Raw genomic sequence first — 25,188 nt, forward strand, 5'->3', positions numbered from 1 at the left:
TATGTTTGGGATGAAAGGAGAAACCAGAAACATGAAAGATAAACCTGTAGTTATTGGAGTAGCTGGAGGTACAGGGTCAGGGAAAACAAGTGTCACCCGGTCCATCATCCAGCGATTTGCTGATAAAACAATTCTAATGGTGGAGCAAGATTATTATTATAAGGATCAGAGTCACCTTCCCTTTGAAGAGAGGCTGCAGACGAACTATGATCACCCTCTTGCTTTTGATAATGATCTGCTGATTGAACACCTTAAACAGTTAATTGATCAAAAATCGGTAGAGAAACCTACCTATGATTATAAGATGCATACGCGTTCGGAGGAAACGATACACGTAGAGCCTAAAGAGGTTATTATTGTTGAAGGTATTCTTGTGCTGGAAGACGATCGCTTACGTGATTTAATGGATATAAAGGTCTTCGTAGATACTGATGCCGATGTGAGGATCATTCGCAGAATGATGAGAGATATTAATGAACGGGGACGCACGCTTGATTCTGTCATTGAGCAATATATTAACGTGGTCCGTCCAATGCACCTTCAATTCGTGGAACCCACTAAGCGATATGCAGATCTTATTATTCCAGAAGGTGGCCAAAACCATGTAGCTATAGACTTAATGGCTACAAAAATTCAAACGGTCCTTAATGAAACGCAAGATCATTTCAATTGAGAAAATAGTTGAAAACCTTCCAAAAATCTGGCATAGTTTTCAATAGTAGTTCTAGAATAAAGAGTCCTCGTGTAAAGTATAGTAATTCATTAATGAGCATACGCTGGTATCGCTCATTTCCTATATGGGGGAGCATCAATTTTTTGATGGATTAAAGGAGTGTTCAAAGAAGATGGCAGAAGAAAAAAACTTTTACATGACAGAAGAAGGAAAACAAAAGCTCGAAGACGAACTGCATCACTTAAAAACAGAGCGTCGTAAAGAAGTAGTAGAGCGCATTAAAATTGCACGCGGTTTTGGAGATCTTTCTGAGAACTCTGAGTATGATGCGGCTAAAGATGAACAAGCATTTGTGGAAGCCCGCATTACTCAAGTCGAAAATATGATTAGAAATGCCGTAATTATTGAAAATGATAATGACAATCCTGATACAGTAAGTTTAGGTAAATCTGTTACCTTTCAAGAACTTCCTGATGGAGAAGAAGAGACTTATACAATTGTAGGAAGTGCGGAAGCTGATCCATTTGAAGGGAAAATCTCTAATGATTCACCTATGGCTCAAAGTCTCATTGGACATGTAGTAGGGGACAAAGTCTCTGTAGCTACTCCAGGTGGAGATATTGATGTTAAGATTGTTACTGTAGAATAGTATTTATAAATAAAAGGCGGGGGCTTCCCTGTCTTTTTTTTTGTAGGTTTTTTAATAATACTCCTGTTGGTTATTGTTAATTTTTAAGAGTCTTATTACCCAATAGGGCCGGAGTGTTGAAGACTCATTCGAGATATTCTGGGGCCGTTGCCATATAAGATGCAGAGTGGGTGGGTAAATAACTCGTCTTGTTCCATCACCCTGAAAGACACTTTCCTATGGGGGAACGGTGAGCTTCCTCGCTCGTTTCACTCTCTGCGGGATCTCACCTAGTCCCTTCTCCCATGGGAGTCTCGCCATTTCCCCACCCAATCAGCCGCGAGAGAATAACGGACCCTTCCAGAAGAGAGCATGCTCTCCTTCTTAACTGGTCTAAAATGCTTTTATGACAAGCTATTTCACATCGTTATAGCATGAAATAGCCTCATGTCCACATGCTTTTTTCTCATCAACTCGTCGATGTCTTAAATGGTTTCGAGTTTCTTATTCGGCCAGGTCCGTAGGGGGACGATGTAGACTCCTATTTTAAAAGCGGAAGCACCTTGCTCAGCGGCGTATGGACTGGACGTACAAGGATGTTCCACTAAGATCGCCACGTCCTGTGGCAACGTCGAACGACCCTGAGTCGTGCAGGGCCGGAAAGCGAAATCGTCCCCCTACGGACCTTCCGCTCCTCCAATATCTCGAAACTGAGTTTTCCAGTAATGGGAGCTTTTCGGTAAGATTATTATTGAGCTTTAGCAAAGCCTGTAATCTAAGACATTCCCCGGGAAATGGAAAAAAGGATGAAAGTGTTGGTCACCGCGCCCTATTGTTGTATAATTAACAACGAATTCAAAGGAGGAGACTTGAATGGCTGATAAACATACCGAAGGTTCTAGGGCTCATCGTTTCGAAAAGAAACGAAAGAGTACTATTCTTATGAATTGGTTAGTAGGTGCTGGTAGTGCATTATTGATTGTTTTCATAGCTTTGATGGCTTTTGGCGGAGATGATCAACCAAGTAATGCCAAAGGTTCTGATGAGGAAAAAGCAGTCCTAAATAGTGAATCGGATCAGGAAGAAAACACAGAACAGGACAAGAACAATGATAGTTCGACAAACGATCAGACAAATAAACAAGATTCAGAGCAGGGCGAATCAAATGGATCTGATTCGAATAGTAGTTCAAACTCTGATGATGAAGACAATTCTAGTAATGAAGAGAGCCCTAATGATGAATCTTCTGAGGAGGAGCAAGATAAGGATGCTTCAGAAGAAGAAGACACAGTGATTGAAGAAAGTGGCGAAGAAAACGTAGCAAAAATCGTTAAGAAAGATTGGGGGCCTGTTCCTACAGAAATGAATACAAGCGGGAATCACACTATTTCTTACGACAAAAACTCACAAGATTGGAACGAACTTATTAAGGCTGTCAGTAAGGCTACAGGTCTTTCAAAAGATAATATGATCACCTGGTGGATTGGCAATGGGGGTAGTCCTCAAAAAGCTGAAGCAACGGTTTCGAACAAAGAAAAGACCGAACATTACCGTGTATTTATTCATTGGATAGATGGAGAAGGATATAAGCCTGTTAAATTAGAAGTGTTGGAAGAAAAAGAAGTGGATCGCTAATGAAAAGGGAGAGAGAAAAATGGCAATTGGTATTATAGGAGCAATGGATGAGGAAATCGAAAAACTTCAAACGGAGATGGAGCAGACGAACAGAGAAGAAATTGCAGGAAGTCTTTTTATTCATGGTAATCTGCGTGGAAAAGAAGTGGTCCTCTTAAAATCAGGAATAGGAAAAGTGAATGCAGCGGTGGCAACTAGCATTCTGCATGAGCGTTACGATGTTGAAGCCGTGATTAATACGGGCTCGGCAGGAGGTTTTGCTGAGCATTTAGAAGTAGGAGATATTGTGATATCTGAAGAGGTTACTTATCATGATGTGGACGTCACGGCCTTCTCTTATGAGTATGGACAAGTTCCGGATATGCCTGCGCGCTACCAGGCGGATGAAAAGCTTGTAAAACAAGCGTTGCAAGCGGTGAGTCAAACAGATGCTGCCTCGGCAAAAGGACTGATTGTTACAGGAGATACTTTCATGCAAGAAGAAAGTAAAGTTCAGTTCGTACGCAATAAGTTTCCGCAGATGGTGGCTGCAGAAATGGAGGCCGCAGCAATTGCCCAGGTTTGCTACAGATACGGGACTCCATTTGTTGTAATCCGTGCCTTGTCAGATATAGCAGGTAAGGACTCATCGGTTTCTTTCGAACAATTCTTACCAAAAGCTGCCGAAAATGCGGCAGCTATGATAATGGCTATGGTTTCTCATTTTGATTAGAAAATATTACCATCTCCACTGCAGGGTCAATATGTTACAATAATAGCCGTGCAGGAGGTGATCTATCCATGAAGTCAAAGGAATGGATGGAAAAGAAAATCTCAGATTACAAACGCTTTATTATGACTCTATTAATATTAATCAGTTATTTATATATAGGCACCTTAATTAGTATTTTCGAATATCAAACTACAATTCACTATTTTCTATACCCAGTTATCGGAGCCGGATTGATTTACGCTTTCCTATTAATTAAAAAAATTAAAAAGCTGCAGCATATATTAACAAGTGAATAGCCTTACTAAAGCCACTGACCATTAATCGTTCAGTGGCTTCTTTTACGCTTTCTTTCCTTGCTTGCTTTGCTTGTAAAATTCGTGGAAGATCTTCATCAATGCTCTTTTTTCAATTCGTGATACATAACTTCTGGAAATTCCCAGTTCCTTCGCTATTTCTCTTTGTGTCTTTTCTTCGGTTTGATTCAGTCCATACCGAAAGATGATGACCTCTTTCTCGCGTTCATCTAATATAGTAATAAAGTCTTTTATTTTCTCAAGTTCCATGTGAAGCTGAATTTCTTCCACTATATCTTTAACGTCTGCTTGTAATATATCCAATAGGTTTAGTTCATTTCCTTCTTTATCATGACCAATTGGATCTTGAAGGGAGACATCTTTATTCATTTTTTTAGTGGATCTCAGGTGCATTAATATTTCATTTTCAATACATCGTGCTGCATAGGTGGCTAGTTTTGTACCTTTACCCGTAGAGTAACTTTCAATCCCCTTAATTAGACCGATCGTTCCAATGGATATTAAGTCTTCAAAGTCTTCTTTTGTATTTTCAAACTTTTTCACAATATGGGCTACCAGCCTCAGATTATGTTCGATAAGTATATTTCTCGCCTCGTGACTTCCTTCTTGCATTAATTTAAGCTGCTTAGCTTCTTCTTCAGAGGAAAGGGGGTTTGGGAAGGCCTGATTCTTGACATAAGACATAAAGAATAAAGATTCTTTAAAAAAGTAAAGGATGGAAGCGATAATGCTGCTCATACGACGCGCACCTCCTCGATATTTAGGCAATTGCCTACATCATATCTATGTGTGAAAAAGGCAGGATGTGCTTGTACAGCAACAAAAAGGCCTGACCTTGTTTTCCCATAAAAAAAACAAGGGTCCTGTAGGAACAGAACCCTTGTTTTTTATGGGGGGGGTTATTTATCTTCTTGTTCAGCCTGTAAGACTTCATCATAATCATCTTTGACACTATCTTTCCATAAAGGAACACCACTTCGATGAGCTGCTCTTGATATTACATGTCCTGATACAGGAGCTGTGAGGAGCACAAATAGGATTCCTAAGAGAAGTTTTCCGCTCACAATGTCATGCTCGATGAATAGAAATAAAAAGGCTCCTATCATTATTCCGGAGACGCCCAGGGTAGAACTCTTAGTGGCAGCATGGAGTCTCGTATAAACATCAGGTAAGCGAAGAATTCCGATTGAACCTGAAATGATAAAAAAAGTACCCGAGAGTAAGAAAAAGCATATGAGGATGTCAAAAATTAAATTAATCCATGTCCCGCTCAATAATAACACCCTTTTCTAAGAATTTCGCTAAGGCAACCGTTCCGATAAATAGTAAAATACCGATCAGCAGAATAACATCATTAAATTTAGTGGTTACTAGTAAGACCGCGATGATTCCAGCCAAAGCCATTAAGTTGATGCCTATGATATCAAGGGCCACTGCCCGATCTGGATTGGTTGGACCTTTAATAGCACGGTATAATAAAATCATAACGGAAATAGAAACTCCCAAGACCGCGATGGTTGCTGAATACTCGATCAGTTGCTGGGTAACATCTAAAATGTTGTCCATTAGCGAGTCACCTCCATAATAGCTTTTTCAAAGGTTTCCTTAATTTCGTTAATGGACTTTTCGACGTCTGGGAGGTCCATAGCGTGTACATAAATTTTGGTGTGGTCGTCACTGACAGCTATGGATAGAGTACCAGGTGTCAATGTAATTAAATTAGCCAATAAAGTTATTTCAAAATTACTTTTTAAGTCTATAGGAAGGGCGAATATTCCTGGTTCTATATCCAGTTTTGGTTTGTAGACAACTTTTACGATATCGATGTTTGAAAGGACAAGCTCTCTTAGGAATAAAAGCATTAATTTAACAAACTTCCATACCCGGTGCATATAGAACGAGTCCGGGATGAATCTCCTGAGAATAAATAACAGACCGATCCCGAGGATATACCCGACAAGGAAGGTGGAAAATTGATAGCTTTCACTGAGAAACATCCACATGATCGCAATAATAATGTTTAAGACGATTTGAAAAGGCATCAGCTACTTCTCCTTTAATACAGAATCAATGTAGAGTTGCGGATCCATTAAGTAGTTGGAAATGGATTCAATGGATGGATAGAACCACTCAGCACCTACCCCAAGTAATATGGAAAAGGTTAAAAGCAATCCTATCGGCCAGGCCATCATTTTGCCTTTATGCTCTCTTTCAGGCAGTGGAATTTTAGTTTTCTCTCCCCAGAATCCGCGAATGAATATACGAATCATAGAGAATAGAATAAGAAGGCTCGTTAAAAGCCCGACTATGACAATTAAGATTTCTTCCTCTGCCAGTCCGCCTCTAAGCAGAAGTAGTTTGCCGATAAAACCGCTGAACGGAGGAATACCAGCCAGTACCAGGGAAGCAATAAAGAACAACCAACCTAGAACCGGATAATGGTGAATGAGTCCTCCCATTTTTCTTAAATCGGAAGTTCCCGCTACATAAGCTACAGCTCCCACCAGCAGGAAGAGGGCACCTTTGATAATCATATCATGGACCAGATAGTAGATGGTGCCGCTAATGGATACTTCGGTAAAGATTCCTATACCCATTAGCATAAAGCCAACAGCCGGAATTATATTGTAAGCCACGACTAGTTTGATATTGTTTGTAGATAAAGCTCCAACTACTCCAAAAATCATGGTTAGTGCTGCCAGGTAAATGAAAAGAGTGTGCGTTAGCTGCACGTCCTGGTTGAAGATTAGGGTGAAAATCCTCAAGATCGAATAAATTCCCACTTTAGTTAACAAAGCACCAAATAACGCTGATACGACGGGATTAGGTGAAATGTAAGGTCTTGGAAGCCAATAATACAAAGGAAAAACAGCTGCTTTTGTTGCAAATACGAAAAAGAACATGATGGCGATAGTCGTAAGAATACCTTGTTGCTCCACCTCTTGCACTCGTTCAGCAACTTGTGCCATATTCACCGTTCCTACTACTGAATATAAAAAGGCAATAGTCGTGACAAAGAGCATCGAAGAAAATAGGTTAATTAAAACATATTTAATGGACTCTCTAAGTTGAGCTTTGCCATTTCCTAAAACGATCAAGCCGTATGAAGCCATTAACAGTACTTCAAAGAACACGAACAGGTTGAATAAGTCACCTGTCAGGAACGCACCGCTTACACCGGCAATCAGCATAAAGAAGAAGCTGTAAAAGTAAAAGGCTTCCTGCTCCTTAGAAAGTGACTTTGGAGCATAGAATACACAAGCAGTTGCTACAAGGTTAGAGGTGAAAACCAGTGTCATGGAAAGTAGATCACCAACCAGAATGATGCCATAAGGAGCGGCCCAGTCCCCTGTTTCCAGAATGATTGTTCCGTTCTGCAGGACGTAAAGGAAAACCCCTCCAACCACTAGCAAGTTGACCACAGTGAAGACTTGAGAAAGTTTTCTTACTATAGTAGTTCTTTTGTGAATGAATGCCATTATTATTCCAGCAATTAGCGGTAATATAATGGGCAATGCTGTTAAATTACTCATAATCCGTACCTCTCATTTGTTCCATATTATCCGTGCCATTAATTTTAGAAGTTCTGTAAGCTAGCACGAGCAGTAAGCTTGTTACACCAAAACTGATAACAATAGACGTTAAAATTAAGGCTTGAGGAAGGGGGTCTGTATATTTTTCCACTCCCTCAGAAAGAATTGGAGGAGCTCCCGTCTTTAATTCGCCCATCGTTAAGATAAACAAGTGAGCACCATGGGAGATAAGCCCCGTACCAATGACAATCCGTAACAATTGCTTTTGAAGGAGGTTATAAATACCTGTGGTAAATAAAATACCCGCGAGTATCGCCATGATAATTTCCATTTATTATTCCTCCTCCTCTTCCTTACCTCTTAAACGAACCAGACCGTAAATTGCCATAGCAGCAATTCCAAGAACGACGATTTCAAATAATGTATCTAATCCACGAAAGTCTACAAGGATTACGTTTACTACATTATCGCCCCCGCCCAGGGTATGGGACTTTTCAAGGAAATAACTTGCGATTGATTCAAAGTATTTAGAACTATGGGCCGAAATAGCGACCATGGTCATTAACGCTCCAAAGCCAATAGAAATGATCAGATTCAACGTTCTTGTACTTGCTGATTCCTTTTTCTTCCTCATTTTTGGAAGGTGGTAGAAAGCAAGTAAGAACAAGGCTACAGTAACAGTTTCTATAATTAATTGAGTTAAGGCTAAATCAGGAGCTCTGTATAATACAAATAACATAGATAGACCGTAACCTACCACTCCTAATATGAGAATCGCAGCTATGCGGTTATTTGTAATAATCGTCCCTACGGCTGCACATATCATAAGAACAGCCACAAATATTTCAGGCAAAGTAATCTCTGCTAAATTGCTTGTATCAACCGTAAAGCCACCAGTAATCGCCATAAAAGCAAAAGTTACGACAAGAATGGCGGCAAGTACCAGACGTACATAACGACTTAGAGAGCCATTCATATACCCTTTAGTAACTATGGATGAATACGACTCAAGGCGGTCAACCATTCCATCGTAGGCCTTATTGAAACTCATGCGCCCAGGCAAGAAGTTATAAACAGGCTGCCAGACTTTACGCGAAAGTACCAATGCGGTACCCAGAAAAACAACAGCCAGTGACATAATAAGTGGAGCTTTAATGCCATGCCAGAACTTAATAGGATGTTCATGAATTTCCATCCCTTTTACAGAGCTTGCCGCATGTTCAATAAAAGATTGGTTGAACAGGTTAGGAAATAGTCCAATGACGATCACCGCAGCAACTAAAATAAAAGGTGAAACCAGCATACCCCAGGGAGCTTCGTGAGGTTTCTTAGGCAATTGATCCAAATTGGATTTTCCCCTGAAAGTGCTGAAAAAGAAATACATGGAATATACAAATGTGAAAATACTTCCAAAGACGGCTAAGTAAGGAAGAGCTGCTTGCAGAATACCAGTAATACCTGCAGATGAAGCTTCCAGATGTAGGGAAGCATCAAAGAAGAGTTCCTTACTGTAAAAACCGTTCAGGAACGGTAGAGGTACGCCTGCCATAGAAAACGAAGCTAGCAAAGCAAGCGTGGCCGTAATAGGCAGAAACGTCATTAAACCGCCTAGTTTTCGAATGTCACGGGTACCAGCCTCATGATCGACTATTCCAGCTACCATGAACAAGCTTCCTTTAAAGGTAGCATGGTTTAAGATATGGAAGACGGCTGCAAAGACGGCTACTTCTGTACCAAAACCAAGCATCGCCATGATCATACCCAACTGACTAATGGTAGAAAATGCAAGTATAGCTTTCAAATCAGTTTGTCTTACGGCCATATAAGAGCCCCAGCAAAGGGTTACAATTCCTACCGTTGAGACAATAATGAAAAACCATTCACTCGCAGATAGCAGAGGCGAGTAACGTGCAACTAAATAGATACCTGCTTTTACCATAGTCGCAGAGTGTAGATAAGCACTTACTGGAGTTGGTGCTTCCATTGCATCTGGTAACCAGATGTGAAATGGAAACTGAGCTGATTTTGTAAATGCTCCTAGCAGAATAAGTCCCAAAATTAACGGGAAGAATTCACTATTCAAGATAAGTTCTTGCTGGTCAATCATCCCTTGAATACTTGTGGTTTTAGTCAGTACACTCATAAAAATAAGCCCGCCAAGCAAACTTAGCCCGCCAAATACAGTAATGAGCATCGACTTTAAAGCACCGTACCGGGATTCTTGCTTAAAGTTCCAGAATCCAATCAGTAAAAAGGAAGACAATGAAGTAAACTCCCAAAAACTGTATAGAACGAACACATTATCGGAAAGGACTACTCCAAGCATAGAACCCATAAATATTAAAAAGTACACATAAAAATGTCCCAGTTGCTCTGATTTATGTAGATAGTAAATCGAGTAAAAGGCAACTAGGGCACCAATCCCGCTTATTAATAACACAAACAATAAACTGAGACCATCTAGATAAAATACTACGTTCATATCTAATGAAGGTATCCAAGAGTACTCTCTTGTTAATGGTTCAAACCCCGTTCCAATAAAACGTACAAAATAAATGAAAATGATTGCGGGAATCACGGTGACGAAAATCCCCGGATGAAATTTATCTTTCCATTTACTTAAAAATGGAATAGCAATCGCAAAGATAAAAGGCAATAATACTACCAGCAACATCTGGCTGTTCCTCCCTCAACAAAATTTCTTTAGTAACAAAAATTTTTCTTATTGGTACTTTGATTTCAATTGTAATCAAAAGCAGGGGCATTATTCAACTGTAGCATCCTGACGAGCGCGTATTTGATGCACCTTCCAGTATTCCCTATTAAATAAGAAGAGACACTTCAAATTGAAGAGATAATTTTTTTTATAAAAAAACTCGCTGATTTATGATCAGCGAGTTTTCCCGGGGAAGAAAAATTCTATAGAATGGAAATTGGGAAATATTAACCGACCTGGATAGCTAATTTATCCATATTGATCGATCTAGCTATGAGTTCTTCTCTCATTTGAAGAATGAAGTCTTCCGAGAGATTCAGTTCAATTGCTTTGTGGTAAGATTGTATTAACAGGGAATCAGATAATTGTTTTATACCTCTGTCACTCATGTGACAGCCACCTCCTGATTGTTCAGAATGAACGTTTCGAGTAATGTATTCTTACCTTACCATGAGCTTAAATTCCCTACAATATGGCAGTTATCTACAAGTAAATGTAGATAACTTTCTCATTTTTAATGAATGAATTAGAGATGCCATAGGAAGTCGAGTGTGGAAAATGTGTATAAACTTATCCACAGGGCAGAACTGTCGGGAATTGTCGAACGATTTACGTTCTAGTACAAGCATTTAAATTCGTTTTTGAAACATGAAGCATTTTTGTATATGATGTATAAGGAGATTTTGCCTTTGTTTATGAGATGGAGTGAAAGAAATGTTAAATAAGTTTTTACCAAACGAGCACGTACCCAGCATATTTGATGTAGCCCCCAGTGAACTGAAAAATAAAGGAATTAAAGGGGTTATTACTGACCTTGATAATACCCTGGTTGCTTGGAATGTGGAAGATGCAACAGAAGACATCAAGGACTGGTTTCAAAAAATGAATGATCATGGGATCCAGGTTACGATTGTCTCTAATAATAAAGAAGCACGAGTTAAATTATTCTCTCAGCCGTTAGATGCAACATTTATTTACAGTGCCAGAAAACCTTTAGCTAAGGCATTTAAAAAGGCAAGGAAGCAAATGAAGCTTAGAAAAAGTGAAGTTGTAGTAGTCGGAGATCAACTGCTTACGGACGTATTGGGCGGGAATATGGCTGGTTACCATACTATCCTCGTTGTTCCGATCGTAGAAACAGATGGCCTGCTGACGAAATTTAATAGACAAATCGAGCGGCGAATACTAAATTGGATGAGAAGAAAAGGGAAAATTACTTGGGACAGGAGTGATCGTTAATGGGCGAAATATATTGTCAGGGATGCGGAGCGGAGATTCAGACAACGCATCCAGAGCAGCCTGGGTACGCCCCGCCTTCAGCATTAGAACGGGAAGATGTAATTTGTAAACGCTGCTTTCGATTGAAACATTATAATGAGGTGCAGGATGTGCCTTATAATGCTGATGATTTTTTAGAGATGCTTCATCAGATTAGTGATACTAAAGGGTTAATTATCCAACTGGTAGATATTTTTGATTTCAATGGGAGTTTTATTTCAGGCTTAAAACGTTTGACAGGTAATAATCCTGTCATCCTTGTAGGAAATAAAATGGATGTCCTTCCTAAGTCTGTAAACCATGAAAAGGTTAAGCACTGGCTAAAACGTTCAGCAAAGGAGCAAGGGCTGATTGTGGAAGATGTATTTCTCATCTCCGCTGAAAAAAACCAGGGAATCACAGAACTTTCAAAGGCTATGGATCAATACCGAAAAGGTGGAGACGTTTACGTAGTAGGAACAACAAACGTTGGGAAATCCACTTTTATTAATACGTTGATTTCAAATACTTCGGGAGAGAAGGATGCGATTACTACTTCTTACTTCCCGGGTACCACTCTTGGTTTTATAGATATTCCATTAGATGAAAATAGTTCTTTATTTGATACTCCAGGAGTTATTCAGCGCCATCAAATGGCTCATTATGTATCAGAACAAGACTTAAAAGTTATTACTCCCAGAAGAGAAGTAAAGCCGAAAATTTATCAGCTGAATGAAGCTCAAACGTTATATTTTGGTGGACTTGCCAGGCTGGATTTTGAAAGTGGCTCTCGTACCTCGTTTGTATGTTATTTTTCAAACGAGCTCCACATTCACCGAACGAAATTAGAGAAAGCTGATGATCTATATCAGAATCATCTAGGCGAACTACTAGTTCCCCCAGACAGTCGTACGATGGAAAAACTACCGCCGCTTAAAAAACAAACGTTCAGAATTAAAGAAGATAAAACAGACATTGTGTTTTCCGGTCTGGGCTGGATTACAGTTCCGGAAGGACAGATAAATGTAACTGTCCACGTCCCTGAAGGCGTTAAAGTGTCTTTACGTGAATCGTTAATATAGGAGGGGAACTATTGCTTAGACTTGGTTTAATTGGTCATCCAGTTGGTCACTCATTATCTCCGTGGATCCACGAACGACTTATGGAGCATGAAGGGCTGGAAGGTACCTATGAGTTATTTGATATTGATCCGGATACATTCGATCAACAAATCCATGAATTAAAAGATAACGGCTTAGATGGTTTTAATATCACCGTTCCGTATAAAGAAAAGATTATTCCTTACCTTGATGAAGTCGACAGCAGTGCTCGTGAACTAGGGGCTGTGAACACAGTTAAAAACACGGCGCGTGGATGGGTAGGCTACAATACAGACGGCATAGGATTCGCTGTCTCTGTCAGGAATAGATATCCAGAGTTATTTTATAATGATCAGCGTGTTCTTATTATTGGAAGCGGGGGGGCTTCGAGGGGGATTTATCACGCCCTTTTGGAAGCCGGACTGTCTAAAATTGATATTGCGAATCGCACAATTGAGAAAGCAGAAGAGGTTATAAAAAGTGCTTCCACAAACAGTGAATCAAAAGCATTGTCTTTAGATAAGGCAGTGGAACAATTAAACGATTATGGTTTGATTGTACAAACCACCGTGGTCGGTATGAGTCCAAATGATCACACCGCCATCATTCCTCTTTATAATTTGAAAGAGGGGACAGTAGTCAGTGATATTGTATATCGCCCACTTGAAACCCGTTTTCTGCAAGAGGCTAAACACAGGGGAGCTAAGCTGCATTTTGGACATGAAATGCTTCTGCAGCAAGCGGTATATGCTTTTCATATATGGACGGACACAAACCCGGACGCTTCCTTATTATTGGAAGGTTTCGAAAAAAAACTGAAAGGGGTATAGAATGTTAACAAGTAGACAAAAAAAGCATTTGCGTGCTGAATCACACCATGTACAACCCATTTTTCAAGTAGGAAAATCAGGGGTAAATGAAAATATGACTACTCAAATGGAAGAAGCCCTTGAAAAAAGAGAGCTGATTAAGGTGAGTATCCTGCAAAATTGTTTTGAAGATAACAAAGAGGTGGCTGATCAAATAGCCAAGTCTACAGGGGCGCACATTGTTCAGGTTATCGGTAACACCATTATTCTTTATAAAGAATCGAAAGAAAACAAACAAATTGAGCTGCCGTAAAGGAGTTCTAATATGAAACGAATTGGTATTTTAGGAGGAACCTTTGATCCCCCTCATCAAGGACACTTGATTATGGCAGAATTTACACGCAGCCAAATGGAACTGGATGAGGTATGGTTTTTGCCTTCCCATATTCCACCGCATAAACAAAAAGCTGCGGTTTCAGCTGAAGACCGGCTGTCCATGGTGGAAAAGGCTGTGGAAGATAATCCACATTTCAAAGTATGTAATGCAGAGTTGACTAGAAAAGGGACGTCTTATACGGTAGATACGATGAAGTATTTAATAAAACAATTCAAAGAGCATACTTTTTTCTTTATTATCGGAGGAGATATGGTAGAGCATCTGCCTAAATGGGACAGGATCGATGAGTTAAAAGCTATAGTTGGATTTGTAGGAATAAAAAGGCCCGGTTACGACTGGAATCCTCCACTACCTGTTCACCAGGTGGAAATTCCATTAATTGATATTTCTTCTTCTCATATCAGAAACAGGCTAAGCTGTTCAAAAAGTGTAAGATATCTCGTTCCTGAATCTGTAAACCTTTATATAAAGGAGCATCAATTATATGCAGCTGACTCGAAATGAAGCATTAGATTATGTAAGACCTGCTTTAAAGAAATCCAGATATGAACATACTATACGTGTAACGGATGAAGCCGTTACACTGGCTGAACGTTTTGGAGCAGATGTGAAGAAAGCTGAATTGGCTGCAGCGTTGCATGATTATGCGAAGTACAAACCTTTGGATGAAATGAAGCGATGGATTGAGCAAGAGCGCAGACTTCCTAAAGATTTACTTGATTACCATCACGAATTGTGGCATGGCCCAGTAGGAGCCTACATGCTTGAAAAGGAATTAGGGCTTGAAGATCCAGAAGTTATTTCAGCTATTGCTTGCCACACGACTGGTAAAAAGCACATGAGTGTGTTAGATAAAGTGGTATTTTTAGCGGATTATATTGAACCTGGAAGAGATTTTCCCGGCGTGGAAGAAGTAAGGGATAAATCCCTTACAAGCTTAGATCAGGCTTGTCTGCTTGCATTAAAAAATACAGCAGTTTTTTTAATAAATAAGGAAAGAACCGTTTATCCGGACACGTTTCATGCATATAATGATTTAATATAGAGTTTTGTAAAAGAGACAAAGATGAACTAGGGAGGAACAGAATGGAAAGTAAAGAATTAGTAACTATAGCCGCACAGGCATGCGATGAGAAAAGAGCCACAGATATTGTGGTGTTAGATATGTCGGATGTATCCTTAATTGCCGACTATTTCCTGATATGTGAAGGCTCTAACGAGCGTCAGGTGCAGGCGATAGCTAGAGAATTAAAGAACCAAGCCGAAGAAAATGGCATTGATGTAAAAAGGATGGAAGGATTTGAACAGGCTCGATGGATTCTTGTAGATCTAAACGACGTGATCTGTCATATCTTCCATAAAGATGAACGTCACTATTATAATCTCGAACGACTTTGGGGAGATGCTTCTACAGTAGCTCTTGAGGGGCTAGAAGGCTGAAGGCATGAGCTATCAACAAATGGCTCAAGTATATGATCGGCTGATGAAGGATGCACCTTACGATCATTGGGTTGACTTTACGAACAAAATGATTGAGCGTTTTCTTCCAAATGCTCAGTCTATAGTAGATGCTGGCTGTGGCACTGGGGAAGTAACACATCGGCTAAATGAAGAAGGTTATCTCCTCACAGGTGTTGATTTGTCTGAGGATATGCTGGCAGTCGCTCATCAGAAGAATTCATCCGCTAAAATTCAATGGCTTCAACAGGATATAACTAATTTAGCCGGTCTAAAAGATGTGGAATGTGTCATTAGCTACTGTGATGTTATGAATTATTTATCAGATCAGCAAGATGTAATTCGAGCTTTTCGCAGTATATATGAATCACTTTCTCCTTCAGGATTATTTATTTTCGATGTGCATTCTATTGATCATATTCAAAATAATATGATTGGTGCAACCTTTGCTGAGGTTTATGATGATTTATCTTATATTTGGTTTTGTGACCCGGATGAAATTGCAAATCGAATGGTACATGACCTAACATTTTTCGTGCAAAATGGTCCTAACTACGAAAGATTTGACGAACAGCATGTTCAGCAAGGTTACTCACCTGAACAATTAAGTGAATGGCTGATGCAGACGGGCTTCACAATCCAGTTAATCAGCTCAGATTTTCAATTGGAATTCATGGACAGCGGAGAACGGATATTTTTTGTCTGTCAAAAAACTAATGTATGAAAAGGAGTGCGTAAAATACGTACTCCTTTTTTGTTTTTTTAGAGGATTTACGATTTTTATGTCGTATTATACTATTTAGGTTATACTTAAAGATCAATCCCAATCTTATCTTCCTTGTGCTTGTTTTGTGTTGCCTTAAACATTTCTTGAAAAAGAGAGCCAATGTGTGCTTCAAGTGCTTTCAAACCTTCCCCTGTCACTCCGCCTTTAACGGTTACTTTCTCCATTAGCTCATCGAGAGTGAAGATCTCTTTTGTTAATAAACTCCCTAATCCAATTATCATATTTTCGGTAAGTTCTGTAGCTTTCTTCTCAGAGATCCCCGTTACCTCACCGGCAGCCTCTATCCAATTTTTTAATAAGAAACTGATGAAAGCAGGTCCACAGGAGACCATATCCGAAGCGGCCCGTATGTGGTCTTCTTCAATGGTTGACGGCTTTGAAATATACTCGAATGTGTGCCACAGTCTTTGTTTTACAGAGCCTGTAACTCTTGATCCAAATGTAAATAAACTTACGCCAGCGTGAGCGTGGTTCGTAATAGAAGGGACAATTCTTGCTACCTGGCAAGAAACTTTGTTTTCCAGGTCTTCTACAGAAATCGGACTTGTAATGGATACAAGACATTGATTCAGAGTTAGCTCATTTTTTATCTCATTCAATACTTGGCTGTAGTGATGCGGCTTAACACATAAGAAAATAATATCACTTTTTTTCGCAACTTCCTTTAAATTCTCAGCAACGGTAAGTTCAGCTGTGTCCTTTTGTAAATCTAAAGCTTTCTGTGCTGTACGGTTATATATAATAAGATCACTTGCGCTTACTGCTCCGCTCTTCACCAAAGAAGTTGTGAGCATACTCCCCATATTACCAGTACCGATGATTCCCCATTTCACTGGAATCCCCTCCTTAGGTAGTTACCTAATTATTTTTATTCTAATGAATTCTAATTATGAAAGGACGGTTTTATTACATGAGGTTTTTGCGGCGTTATATCTGGATAATAATGGTGGTGGCAGCGGCCACATTATTGATTTTATTTAATAACCCTGATAAAGAAAAGAATTCAGTTACAGTAGAAAAGTCCGATCCCGCAATGGAGGAGGAGTTGGAGAATACTTCTTCAGAAGTTGTAGTCGATGTAAAAGGAGAAGTCGTCAACCCGGGGGTTTATTCGGTAGAGAAAGGATTAAGAGTAGATGGTGTGATTAAAATGGCTGGAGGTTTAACTACTGACGCCGATCCTTCCAGTGTTAACCTTGCTCAAAAATTACAGGATGAGATGGTTATTTCTGTGCTGGCTTTACCTTCTGTCTCAAATGAACAAGCCGGAGAACATAATGAATTACTTGCAATCAATCAGGCTACTCTGGAAGAAATTGAAAGCCTTAATGGAATTGGACCCTCTAAAGCAGCAGCTATCCTTCAATATCGAGAGGAAAATGGTCCATTTAAAACCTCTAAAGATTTATTAAATGTAACTGGTATTGGTGAGAAAACCCTTGAAAACCTGGAGGAATTTATTCGAATACCGTAAAGGAGTGACTCTGTTTGACGAAAAAAAAAGTGGAGGGTACACTGATAAAAAATCTACAGGGGGCTACATAGTGGAAAGAATTTCGTGGAATCAGTATTTTATGGCTCAAAGTCATCTTTTAAAATCAAGAAGTACGTGTGAGCGGCTAGCCGTGGGAGCTATTATTGTAAGAGATAAACGGATGATTGCCGGCGGATATAATGGAAGCGTCTCTGGAGGTGTTCATTGCATAGATGAAGGATGTTATGTGATTGATGGACATTGTGTGCGTACGATTCATGCAGAAATGAATGCACTGCTTCAGTGTGCGAAATTCGGTGTAGCAGCTGAAGGATCAGAAATTTATGTTACTCACTTTCCCTGTCTTCATTGTACAAAAGCTATTATCCAGGCTGGAATACAAGCCGTATATTACAGTGAAGATTACAAAAATCACCCATATGCGATTGAATTATTAGAGCAGGCAGGTGTCACAGCCGAGAAAGTCCCTCTTGAGACGGATCCCGTGCATTACGAACAACAAAAGCTTGTGGAGGAATTGTTAGATAAACTTGAAGATCATAATGATCCTGATGTCGAGAGCGTCAAAAAGAAAGCTGGGAATTTATTTCAGCTGATGGAAAAGAAATGATCGGAAAAGGAAGGTGGCATATCCCCGTCACAGCTTTTGTTTTGGGCGGGGTGCTTGTCCGTTTATCAGGGATGCCGTTCTGGTTACTGGTCAGTATAGTAATCGGCTGGATTCTCTTCATAAGGCAATCCTGGCCGTATGTTGCTGTCCTTCTATGTTTTTGTCTGTTTGGCTACTTTTATTTGTCCCCTTTGACACCTGCCTCCATTAAACCAGGTCCAACAGGACTGGTATCAGCAACGATCTCCTCAGATGTGAAAGAGACCCCTCAAACGATTCAAATGGAAGTTACACTGAAGGATTCAAAAGAGAAAGCAATGGTGATTCTTTTTAATAATCAAATGGCACCAGAAGCTCGTCCGCAAACCTGGCACCATGGAGCGGTCTGCAGTCTGGAAGGCAATAGAGAAGAGATAGACAAGGCAACGAACCCGGGGCAGTTTAATTACCAGGCGTTTTTAGCTAATCAAGAAATATACTCTCAAATCGAAATCGAAGGTACCGATGGATTATCATGCAAGGATCGGTCTCTCCTTAGTTATGTCTATGAATGGCGCAATAACCTCTTGGTGCATGTGGAAACCGTGGTAGATGCTAAGGCTTACCCTTGGATGGCGGCACTGATTTTTGGAGAGTCTAAGCACCTTAAGGAATCAACCATAGAATGGTTTAGAGATTTTAATTTGGCCCATATCCTTGCCATATCAGGTCTTCATGTTGGATTAACCATTGGAGGCTTATACTTTCTTATATATCGTACTGGTCTTGGAACAATTGAGCAGGCCAGATTACTTGTCATACTCATGCTTCCGGGCTATTGTTTTTTAGCTGGAACAGCTCCTTCTGTGGTGCGGGCTTCACTAATGGCTTTCCTTATCCTGATTTTCAGGAAGATAAAAATAAAAATTCCAATAACAGATGTTTTATCCCTGGTAGCTATAAGCTTATTGTTATTGTCTCCTGGTTACTTCACAAATATTGGATTTCAGTTTTCTTTTTTAGTTACCATGAGTTTAATTTATTCTCTCCCCATTATTGAAAGGTCTCCATTTGTATTTGTACAGTCAGCTTACATTAGCTTAATCAGTCAATTGTCTATACTTCCTATTCAACTTTCCTATTTCTACGAATTTAATCCCCTTTCACTATTTGCCAATCTGCTTATAGTTCCTTACTTCTCATTTATTCTCATCCCGCTGCTCTTATTTTTATTCTGCGTTTGTCTGCCCACTCCCGAACTTGCATATTGGCTCTCTAAAATAATTATTTACCCTCACGAAAAAATTCTTCACACTCTTCAAACTATAAGTACTCCCTTTAATATTCAATGGATTGTAGGAGAGCTGGAACCGTTGTATATCTTTATGTATCTATTCTGCTTCGGATTCATGATGAAGGAGTGGGTAAGAGAACGTTTGTTCAGAGGTTTTACAGCCGGGGTAATTGCTGTATGCGTACTTCTATTCTTTAGTGTTCTACCTTATATTTCGCCCGGTGGCAAAGTGACAATGCTGGATATTGGACAGGGAGACTGTTTTGTAGTGGAACTTCCTTATCGGAGAGGAATAATCATAGTGGATGCGGGTGGACCCCCTGTTTTCAGTAAGGATAAAAATAAAACAGTTGAACAGGTCATTAGCCCCTACTTAAAATCACGTGGGATACGATCCATTGATGGTATATTTGTTTCACATAAGGATATAGATCACAGTGGAAGCGTCCAGGCAATGGTTGAAACATTTCGTGTGAGTAAATTATTTGTCAGTGACTATTATGAAGCAGATGAAAAGGGTGTAGAAATTGTCCATGTAAGACCTGAAGATCGAATTCTTATTTCGGATCATTCCTTTCAGGTGCTTTACCCAAAAGATGATTCCCGTAACCCTAATGATAACTCTCTGGTTTTATGGAGTGAAATCGGAGGGTTAACCTGGTTATTTACTGGTGATATATCAACTAAGAACGAAGAGGAGCTAATGGAGTCTTATCCCGGCATCCAGGCTGATGTATTAAAAGTGGCCCACCACGGAAGCGATACTTCAAGTTCTGAAGAGTGGGTGGAGTGGCTAAAGCCGCGGATTAACCTCATATCAGCTGGTAGAGATAATCGTTATGGACATCCTCATGGAGAGGTAACTCAAAGGCTTGAAGAATATGGTCGGTTGTATGTGACTAAAGATCATGGAGCTGTGCAGTACACTTTCTCTGGTTCATCAGGAACGTTTTCCACCTTTCTGCAGTATAATGCGAGCAGAGAATAAAAAAAGACTGCAAACGCAGCCTTTTTGAATTTTGTATTCATTATTGTCCTATAACAGAGAATACAACGCCGATTGCAAAAATAACAAAGAAGAAAACAAATGAGAATACAAACCCTAATCCAGAGTCGATAACGTCATTAGTTTTGGACTGAATATCCTTCTTGAATTCGTTCATTGTGACCCCTCCTATATCAATTATTAAGTATAAGTCATTATTAAGCAAAAATCTACATTCAACTTTGAGTGATTATAAAAAATTCCCTTTTAGCTTCATTCATTGCCTTAGCTAGCAAGACTTGTCACAGATAATTCTCGATTAGAGGGTCAAACTATATTCAAGAGAGGAAAAGCATCGTCCTCTTCAAAAGCTTCCGGGGTTTTTGAAATGACGTTTATATAGATGATTCATGCGGCGGCCCTGTGTCTCTATTTTGACAGATAGGTAAAACAACCATAAAATAGTGACACTGACCCTCCATTAACAAGAGGGGGCGCCGTATTTTTTTTAAAAGGAAGGACCTAACTAATGGGGAAAATTAAGCAGTCACAGGTATATTTATTGTATGGAGAAGAATCCTATTTAATTCAAGAGAATAAGAATAAAATCATTCAGCAGACATTAAAAAAAGAAGATCAGGAATTTAATATCTCGCAATTTGATTTGGAGGAAACGCCAATTGAAGAACTGGTAACAGATGCGGAAACTTTTCCCTTTTTAGGTGAAAGAAAAATCGTGATTGGAGAACACCCTGTATTTTTAAAAGCAAAGCCGGACAAGTTGTCATTTGAGCATGATGTTGAGGCGCTTCTACAATACCTCCAGTCTCCTGCTGAATACACCACTTTAATTCTTGTGGCACCTTATGAAAAAGTAGATGAGAGAAAAAAAATATTCAAAGCTCTAAAGAAGCACGGAGAAATCATTCCATGTCAGCCTGTAAAAGAATGGGATGTTTCTAAGTGGGTGGATACAATTGCTAATGATTTACATATTTCGGTGCCGGAAAATTTACATGAACTATTTGCTCAGGAAGTGGGGACCAACTTGTTAGCGCTGAGGTCTGAAATGGAAAAGCTTGCATTAAATGTAGGTGAAGGCGGTGTGGTAACAAGAGAACTTGCGGAGCAACTGCTTTCTCACAGTGCGGAAGCTTCTGGCTTAAAATTAGTGGACGCTGTCATGGAAAGAGATTTAGGAAGGGCTATTCGTTTATTTAAGGATTTAGAAAAACTGAACGAAGAACCTATTGCTCTTACAGCCCTTCTAGCTTCTCAATTCCGCATTATTAGCCAGGCTAAGGTCTTAAAACAAAAAGGCTATGCGCAAAATCAAATGAGAAATTATATAAAAGCTCATCCATTTGTAATAAAAATGGCACTCAAAAGAGAGAGATACTTTACTCTAGAAGAGCTGAACGATATTATGACGGAACTTGCTCAGACAGATCACGCCTTGAAACAAGGGAAGATGGAAAAATCTCTGGCATTTGAAATGATGCTTTATAAGCTGATCCATATCAAACAAAATCAGATGCAATCCTTATCTTAAAAAGAGCCTTCCGAAAAAACGGAAGGCTCTTTTTCATGAAAAAACGACCCATACACTGGAAGGATCGTTTGTTGGTCATAATTAACGAAAAAAGTATTATAATGCGTTTACTTTTTTAGATAGGCGAGATTTTGTACGGTTCCCGTTATTTTTATGAAGGGCACCTCGTTGAACAGCTTTGTCAATTTTCTTAACAGCTGTACTAAGAGCATCTTTCGCACTATCTTTTTCATTACTAGAGACAAGTTTCTCTACACGTTTAACAGCTGTACGCATATCTGATTTAAAAGCTGCATTTAGGTAACGGGCTTCATCGTTTATGCGTACGCGTTTTTTCGCTGATTTAATATTAGGCATGGTTTCACCTCCTAGGTAAAAACAAAAGACTCATTCATATCGAACAAGAGACATTTTACCAAAGCGTAGGCTTGTTTTCAATAGATTTATCCATCTCCATGATGATTTGCATACTTTTTATGAGTATGGGAGAAGATGGGCATAAGGAGGCGGGTGTTTCATGGAAAATGAAAAAGAATACGTTATACGCACAGATTTGGCTCTTGAAGCTCAGGAAATGAATGTAAAGGATGACCCTCATTCGTCTGATGATGATGGGGTTAAGGTAGAAGAAAATGAAAAAGACGACATAAAAATTACGTACGTTACTGTAGATGATGAAGGAGCAGCGCGTATTGGAAAAAAAGCAGGTCACTACATTACGCTCGAATCACAAGCTATTAGAAAACAAGATACAGACCTTCAAGTGAATTTAGCCAAAACACTCTCAGGCCAGCTTCGCAAATTGCTACAGGACAGTGGTGTACAGGAAATGGATCGCTGCTTACTTGTAGGACTGGGGAATCACCAGGTAACCCCCGATGCTCTAGGACCGCTGGTTACGGAAAAAGTATTGGTGACCAGTCATTTATTTGAACTTCACCCTGAGACGGTAGCAGAAGGATACCGTCCAGTTTCGGCTGTGACGCCTGGCGTTATGGGAGTCACAGGAATCGAAACAAGTGATATGGTGAATGGGATAATTGAAGAGACGAAACCTGATTTTGTCATCGTCATCGATGCTCTAGCTTCTCGCTCTATAAGCCGCATTAATTCTACCATCCAGTTGTCAGACACAGGTATTCATCCTGGGTCTGGAGTGGGGAATAAACGTAAGGAAATCAGTAGAGAAACATACGGCATTCCTGTTATTTCAATCGGTGTTCCAACCGTTGTAGATGCGGTAACGATAACAAGTGATACGATTGATTTTTTATTGAAACATTTTGGTAGAGAATGGAACGAAAAAGATCGTCCATCTAATGCATTATCTCCAGCTCTAAATCCTTTTGAAAGAAAAACATTAACGGAAGAAGACTACCCGAACGAAGAGCAGAGTAAAGCTGTCCTTGGAATGTTTGGTCAGCTTGGAGAAGCCGAAAAAAAACAGCTGATCAAAGAGGTTCTTACTCCCCTTGGACATAATTTAATGGTAACCCCAAAGGAAGTAGACGGTTTTATCAAGGACATGGCCCACGTGATCGCTTCAGGTATAAACGGAGCTCTTCATCCAGGGGTAGAGGATGGGGAAGCTCAGTCTTATTCCCGTTAATAAGGGATTAAATTAAATATAGAAGAGGGTTCTATTAAAATCCTCTCTCTCATACCATTTACTAGATAGAGTTTGGATGAGGAGAGGATTTTTCTTATGCCTAAGTACAAAAAATGGAAAAGGAAACGTCCCCATATCATAAGGTTATGGTCCAAATGGCTGGTTGCAGGGACGGCTGTATTGATTTTGTTGTTTATAGGCATAGGTTTGTTAACGGGTGCTAAAACAACTTACCGTCTGTATTCGGATACAATACAAGAATGGACAACACAACTAAAAGGGAGTTCGTTTATTTACTTGTTTGAAATGGAAAATCGAACATTTTCAGGAGCTCACCCTGATGAAAACCGTATTCCGGGCTTATCAACTTTAGCATTCAAACTTTTGACAAGCTTAACGCCTAATGACCCAAGGAGTCTGCTTGGGCGCGAAATTCCTGGTCTATCATTTTATAACAGTCAGATCATTATAGCTGGGGAAGGTACGAACTTTGCAACACTTCCTATAGAGTCAGAACCCCCACTGGATGTAGATCATAAGGGGGAGGAAGGAGACGTGGAGGAGAAGCAGCAGGATTCACCCGAAGGTAATCAAACGATTAAAGAAGATCGTGTATTCATTTCCCATACTCATAATACGGAATCCTTTTACCCTCATTTGCCTGATCGTTCAACTGCTTATGATGGGAAAGTAAACATTACGCTTGTAGGTAAGCGGCTGGCGGAGAGTTTAGAAAACGAGGGGATAGGTGCAATGGTCGATCTTACTGATGTGGCTTCTATCTTAAAACAAAAAGGAATGAAGCACTATCAGTCCTATGATGCGATGAGACCTGTAATCGAGGAAGCTATGAGTCAGAATGAATCGCTTCAATATTACTTTGATCTTCATCGGGACAGCCTTCCTAGAGAGAATACTACCGTCAACATCGATGGAAAAGAATATGCGCGCTTTATCTTTGTTATTGGAGCTGAACATAGTCAGTATGAACAAAATTTAAAATTCGCGTCTGATATGCATAAGCTTTTGGAAAGTAAATATCCAGGAATTAGCCGCGGAGTTATTACGAAGAAAGGTTCTGGAGTGGATGGAGTATACAATCAGGATCTCGATCCTAATCTAATCGTGGTAGAGTTCGGAGGAGTAGAAAATAACCTGGATGAATTGTATCGTTCTGCAGATGTAATGGCAGAGGTGTTCAGTGAATATTACTTTAACGCCGAGAAAGTATCGAACGACTCTTAAGAATAATTATGGGGGGAGATGGATGATGAAGTGGCTAATAGCTATTCTGTTAAGCGGAACGTTGTTTGTGGCAGGATCTTTATATGGAATAAACAAGAGTCAGGAAAAAGAGATAGAACCGGCCCCAACTGTTCAAGAAAAAGTACCGGAGAAATCGTCTGCCGTCCATCCATGCTCTCCCCCTGAAAACATAGAGGATATTCCGTTTATTGTGAAAGTTGCTGCAGGGATAGGGGAAGGAGTGGCGGCAAGCTTCAATGGAATTATTCTGGTACTGGCTGAGTTTATACACTCCAATCCCGGTTCACCATAGAATCGATTCAGCTTAGACATTGAATAATCAAACTCCTATTGCTATAATCAGGCTAGTTATGTGTGCCGAATTAAGTAGGAGTGATGT

At 39.8% G+C, this 25,188-nt stretch carries 31 protein-coding genes; 20 read left to right on the plus strand and 11 right to left on the minus strand.

The window, feature by feature from the left end; genetic code table 11:
* Positions 1 to 31 precede the first annotated feature (31 nt).
* The 5 genes from udk (at position 32) to ACTWP7_RS03415 (ending at position 3,944) form a co-directional block, all read left to right on the plus strand.
* On the plus strand, positions 32 to 673 hold the full coding sequence (udk, locus tag ACTWP7_RS03395; protein WP_443122020.1) for a uridine kinase: 642 nt from the start codon (positions 32 to 34) through the stop codon (positions 671 to 673).
* A 172-nt stretch (positions 674 to 845) separates the two neighbouring features.
* Positions 846 to 1,322, plus strand: coding sequence for a transcription elongation factor GreA (gene greA / locus ACTWP7_RS03400; RefSeq protein ID WP_089749013.1), 477 nt, complete (start codon positions 846 to 848; stop codon positions 1,320 to 1,322).
* 852 nt (positions 1,323 to 2,174) lie between these two features.
* Positions 2,175 to 2,936, plus strand: coding sequence for a DUF1510 family protein (locus tag ACTWP7_RS03405; RefSeq protein ID WP_443122021.1), 762 nt, complete (start codon positions 2,175 to 2,177; stop codon positions 2,934 to 2,936).
* A gap of 19 nt (positions 2,937 to 2,955) precedes the next feature.
* Entirely contained in the window at positions 2,956 to 3,648 is a 693-nt protein-coding gene (gene mtnN / locus ACTWP7_RS03410; protein WP_443122022.1) for a 5'-methylthioadenosine/S-adenosylhomocysteine nucleosidase, read from the plus strand.
* Positions 3,649 to 3,716: 68 nt separating this feature from the next.
* Positions 3,717 to 3,944: a YrhC family protein gene (locus tag ACTWP7_RS03415; RefSeq protein ID WP_443122023.1), complete on the plus strand. Its 228-nt coding sequence runs from the start codon at positions 3,717 to 3,719 to the stop codon at positions 3,942 to 3,944.
* 42 nt (positions 3,945 to 3,986) lie between these two features.
* On the opposite strand, the gene sigK is transcribed toward ACTWP7_RS03415, so the two are convergent.
* From sigK to ACTWP7_RS03455, 8 genes are all read right to left on the minus strand, one after another.
* Positions 3,987 to 4,700, minus strand: coding sequence for an RNA polymerase sporulation sigma factor SigK (gene sigK, locus ACTWP7_RS03420; RefSeq protein ID WP_014643838.1), 714 nt, complete (start codon positions 4,698 to 4,700; stop codon positions 3,987 to 3,989).
* A gap of 161 nt (positions 4,701 to 4,861) precedes the next feature.
* On the minus strand, positions 4,862 to 5,236 hold the full coding sequence (gene mnhG, locus ACTWP7_RS03425) for a monovalent cation/H(+) antiporter subunit G (protein ID WP_041601367.1): 375 nt from the start codon (positions 5,234 to 5,236) through the stop codon (positions 4,862 to 4,864).
* On the minus strand, positions 5,217 to 5,528 hold the full coding sequence (locus ACTWP7_RS03430) for a Na(+)/H(+) antiporter subunit F1 (RefSeq protein WP_014643836.1): 312 nt from the start codon (positions 5,526 to 5,528) through the stop codon (positions 5,217 to 5,219). Before ACTWP7_RS03430 ends, mnhG begins: the two co-directional genes overlap by 20 nt.
* Complete coding sequence (locus ACTWP7_RS03435; protein ID WP_443122024.1) at positions 5,528 to 6,004, minus strand: Na+/H+ antiporter subunit E; 477 nt, start codon at positions 6,002 to 6,004, stop codon at positions 5,528 to 5,530. The genes ACTWP7_RS03430 and ACTWP7_RS03435 overlap by 1 nt, the downstream gene beginning before the upstream one ends.
* Positions 6,005 to 6,007: 3 nt before the next feature.
* A complete protein-coding gene (locus tag ACTWP7_RS03440; protein ID WP_443122025.1) occupies positions 6,008 to 7,495 on the minus strand; it encodes a Na+/H+ antiporter subunit D in 1,488 nt (495 codons plus the stop codon).
* Complete coding sequence (locus tag ACTWP7_RS03445) at positions 7,488 to 7,826, minus strand: Na(+)/H(+) antiporter subunit C (protein WP_014643833.1); 339 nt, start codon at positions 7,824 to 7,826, stop codon at positions 7,488 to 7,490. The genes ACTWP7_RS03440 and ACTWP7_RS03445 overlap by 8 nt, the downstream gene beginning before the upstream one ends.
* Positions 7,827 to 7,829: 3 nt before the next feature.
* A complete protein-coding gene (locus tag ACTWP7_RS03450; protein WP_443122026.1) occupies positions 7,830 to 10,169 on the minus strand; it encodes a Na+/H+ antiporter subunit A in 2,340 nt (779 codons plus the stop codon).
* A 269-nt stretch (positions 10,170 to 10,438) separates the two neighbouring features.
* Positions 10,439 to 10,600 carry a sporulation histidine kinase inhibitor Sda gene (locus ACTWP7_RS03455; protein WP_443122027.1) on the minus strand — a complete coding sequence of 54 codons (162 nt, stop codon included), beginning with the start codon at positions 10,598 to 10,600 and terminating at the stop codon, positions 10,439 to 10,441.
* Between the two features lie 325 nt (positions 10,601 to 10,925).
* On the opposite strand from ACTWP7_RS03455, the gene ACTWP7_RS03460 reads away from it, so the two are divergent.
* From ACTWP7_RS03460 to ACTWP7_RS03495, 8 genes are read left to right on the plus strand one after another with little or no spacing between them, the layout of a single operon-like run.
* Positions 10,926 to 11,450, plus strand: a complete 525-nt coding sequence (locus tag ACTWP7_RS03460) for a YqeG family HAD IIIA-type phosphatase (protein ID WP_443122028.1) — start codon at positions 10,926 to 10,928, stop codon at positions 11,448 to 11,450.
* Complete coding sequence (yqeH, locus tag ACTWP7_RS03465) at positions 11,450 to 12,550, plus strand: ribosome biogenesis GTPase YqeH (protein WP_443122029.1); 1,101 nt, start codon at positions 11,450 to 11,452, stop codon at positions 12,548 to 12,550. The genes ACTWP7_RS03460 and yqeH overlap by 1 nt, the downstream gene beginning before the upstream one ends.
* A gap of 11 nt (positions 12,551 to 12,561) precedes the next feature.
* Positions 12,562 to 13,398, plus strand: coding sequence for a shikimate dehydrogenase (aroE, locus tag ACTWP7_RS03470; protein WP_443122030.1), 837 nt, complete (start codon positions 12,562 to 12,564; stop codon positions 13,396 to 13,398).
* 1 nt (position 13,399) lies between these two features.
* Positions 13,400 to 13,690, plus strand: coding sequence for a ribosome assembly RNA-binding protein YhbY (gene yhbY, locus ACTWP7_RS03475; protein ID WP_443122031.1), 291 nt, complete (start codon positions 13,400 to 13,402; stop codon positions 13,688 to 13,690).
* A gap of 12 nt (positions 13,691 to 13,702) precedes the next feature.
* Complete coding sequence (locus ACTWP7_RS03480) at positions 13,703 to 14,278, plus strand: nicotinate-nucleotide adenylyltransferase (protein WP_443122032.1); 576 nt, start codon at positions 13,703 to 13,705, stop codon at positions 14,276 to 14,278.
* Positions 14,259 to 14,819, plus strand: a complete 561-nt coding sequence (gene yqeK, locus ACTWP7_RS03485; protein ID WP_443122033.1) for a bis(5'-nucleosyl)-tetraphosphatase (symmetrical) YqeK — start codon at positions 14,259 to 14,261, stop codon at positions 14,817 to 14,819. The genes ACTWP7_RS03480 and yqeK overlap by 20 nt, the downstream gene beginning before the upstream one ends.
* Before the next feature lie 41 nt (positions 14,820 to 14,860).
* On the plus strand, positions 14,861 to 15,214 hold the full coding sequence (rsfS, locus tag ACTWP7_RS03490) for a ribosome silencing factor (RefSeq protein ID WP_014643824.1): 354 nt from the start codon (positions 14,861 to 14,863) through the stop codon (positions 15,212 to 15,214).
* Positions 15,215 to 15,218: 4 nt separating this feature from the next.
* Positions 15,219 to 15,956 carry a class I SAM-dependent DNA methyltransferase gene (locus tag ACTWP7_RS03495; RefSeq protein ID WP_443122034.1) on the plus strand — a complete coding sequence of 246 codons (738 nt, stop codon included), beginning with the start codon at positions 15,219 to 15,221 and terminating at the stop codon, positions 15,954 to 15,956.
* Positions 15,957 to 16,042: 86 nt separating this feature from the next.
* Here the strand turns inward: ACTWP7_RS03495 and comER are convergent, their stop codons facing one another.
* The gene (gene comER, locus ACTWP7_RS03500; protein WP_443122035.1) at positions 16,043 to 16,852 is read right to left on the minus strand and encodes a late competence protein ComER; all 810 of its coding nucleotides are present in this window, start codon (positions 16,850 to 16,852) and stop codon (positions 16,043 to 16,045) included.
* Positions 16,853 to 16,929: 77 nt separating this feature from the next.
* Between comER and ACTWP7_RS03505 the strand changes: the two genes are divergently transcribed.
* The 3 genes from ACTWP7_RS03505 to ACTWP7_RS03515 all read left to right on the plus strand — a co-directional run bounded on the left by ACTWP7_RS03505 (position 16,930) and on the right by ACTWP7_RS03515 (position 20,385).
* Positions 16,930 to 17,493, plus strand: a complete 564-nt coding sequence (locus tag ACTWP7_RS03505) for a helix-hairpin-helix domain-containing protein (protein ID WP_443122036.1) — start codon at positions 16,930 to 16,932, stop codon at positions 17,491 to 17,493.
* 70 nt (positions 17,494 to 17,563) lie between these two features.
* A complete protein-coding gene (locus tag ACTWP7_RS03510) occupies positions 17,564 to 18,124 on the plus strand; it encodes a ComE operon protein 2 (RefSeq protein ID WP_443122037.1) in 561 nt (186 codons plus the stop codon).
* Positions 18,121 to 20,385 (plus strand): DNA internalization-related competence protein ComEC/Rec2, encoded by a 2,265-nt coding sequence (locus ACTWP7_RS03515; RefSeq protein ID WP_443122038.1) that lies wholly within the window; start codon positions 18,121 to 18,123, stop codon positions 20,383 to 20,385. Before ACTWP7_RS03510 ends, ACTWP7_RS03515 begins: the two co-directional genes overlap by 4 nt.
* Before the next feature lie 40 nt (positions 20,386 to 20,425).
* On the opposite strand, the gene ACTWP7_RS03520 is transcribed toward ACTWP7_RS03515, so the two are convergent.
* Positions 20,426 to 20,560 carry a YqzM family protein gene (locus ACTWP7_RS03520; protein ID WP_089749053.1) on the minus strand — a complete coding sequence of 45 codons (135 nt, stop codon included), beginning with the start codon at positions 20,558 to 20,560 and terminating at the stop codon, positions 20,426 to 20,428.
* Positions 20,561 to 20,911: 351 nt separating this feature from the next.
* Here ACTWP7_RS03520 and holA point away from each other — a divergent pair, with 351 nt between their 5' ends.
* On the plus strand, positions 20,912 to 21,934 hold the full coding sequence (holA, locus tag ACTWP7_RS03525) for a DNA polymerase III subunit delta (protein WP_443122039.1): 1,023 nt from the start codon (positions 20,912 to 20,914) through the stop codon (positions 21,932 to 21,934).
* Between the two features lie 96 nt (positions 21,935 to 22,030).
* Here holA and rpsT read toward each other — a convergent pair whose 3' ends face one another.
* The gene (gene rpsT, locus ACTWP7_RS03530; RefSeq protein ID WP_014643816.1) at positions 22,031 to 22,291 is read right to left on the minus strand and encodes a 30S ribosomal protein S20; all 261 of its coding nucleotides are present in this window, start codon (positions 22,289 to 22,291) and stop codon (positions 22,031 to 22,033) included.
* A 160-nt stretch (positions 22,292 to 22,451) separates the two neighbouring features.
* Here rpsT and gpr point away from each other — a divergent pair, with 160 nt between their 5' ends.
* From gpr to ACTWP7_RS03545, 3 genes are all read left to right on the plus strand, one after another.
* The gene (gene gpr, locus ACTWP7_RS03535) at positions 22,452 to 23,543 is read left to right on the plus strand and encodes a GPR endopeptidase (RefSeq protein WP_443122040.1); all 1,092 of its coding nucleotides are present in this window, start codon (positions 22,452 to 22,454) and stop codon (positions 23,541 to 23,543) included.
* A gap of 96 nt (positions 23,544 to 23,639) precedes the next feature.
* Positions 23,640 to 24,788 (plus strand): stage II sporulation protein P, encoded by a 1,149-nt coding sequence (gene spoIIP, locus ACTWP7_RS03540; RefSeq protein WP_443122041.1) that lies wholly within the window; start codon positions 23,640 to 23,642, stop codon positions 24,786 to 24,788.
* Positions 24,789 to 24,810: 22 nt separating this feature from the next.
* Positions 24,811 to 25,101 carry a hypothetical protein gene (locus ACTWP7_RS03545; protein ID WP_443122042.1) on the plus strand — a complete coding sequence of 97 codons (291 nt, stop codon included), beginning with the start codon at positions 24,811 to 24,813 and terminating at the stop codon, positions 25,099 to 25,101.
* The last annotated feature ends 87 nt before the right edge of the window (positions 25,102 to 25,188 follow it).

It is taken from the genome of Halobacillus sp. B29 (genome assembly GCF_052246755.1).
Classification (GTDB): Bacteria; Bacillota; Bacilli; order Bacillales; family Halobacillaceae; genus Halobacillus; species Halobacillus halophilus.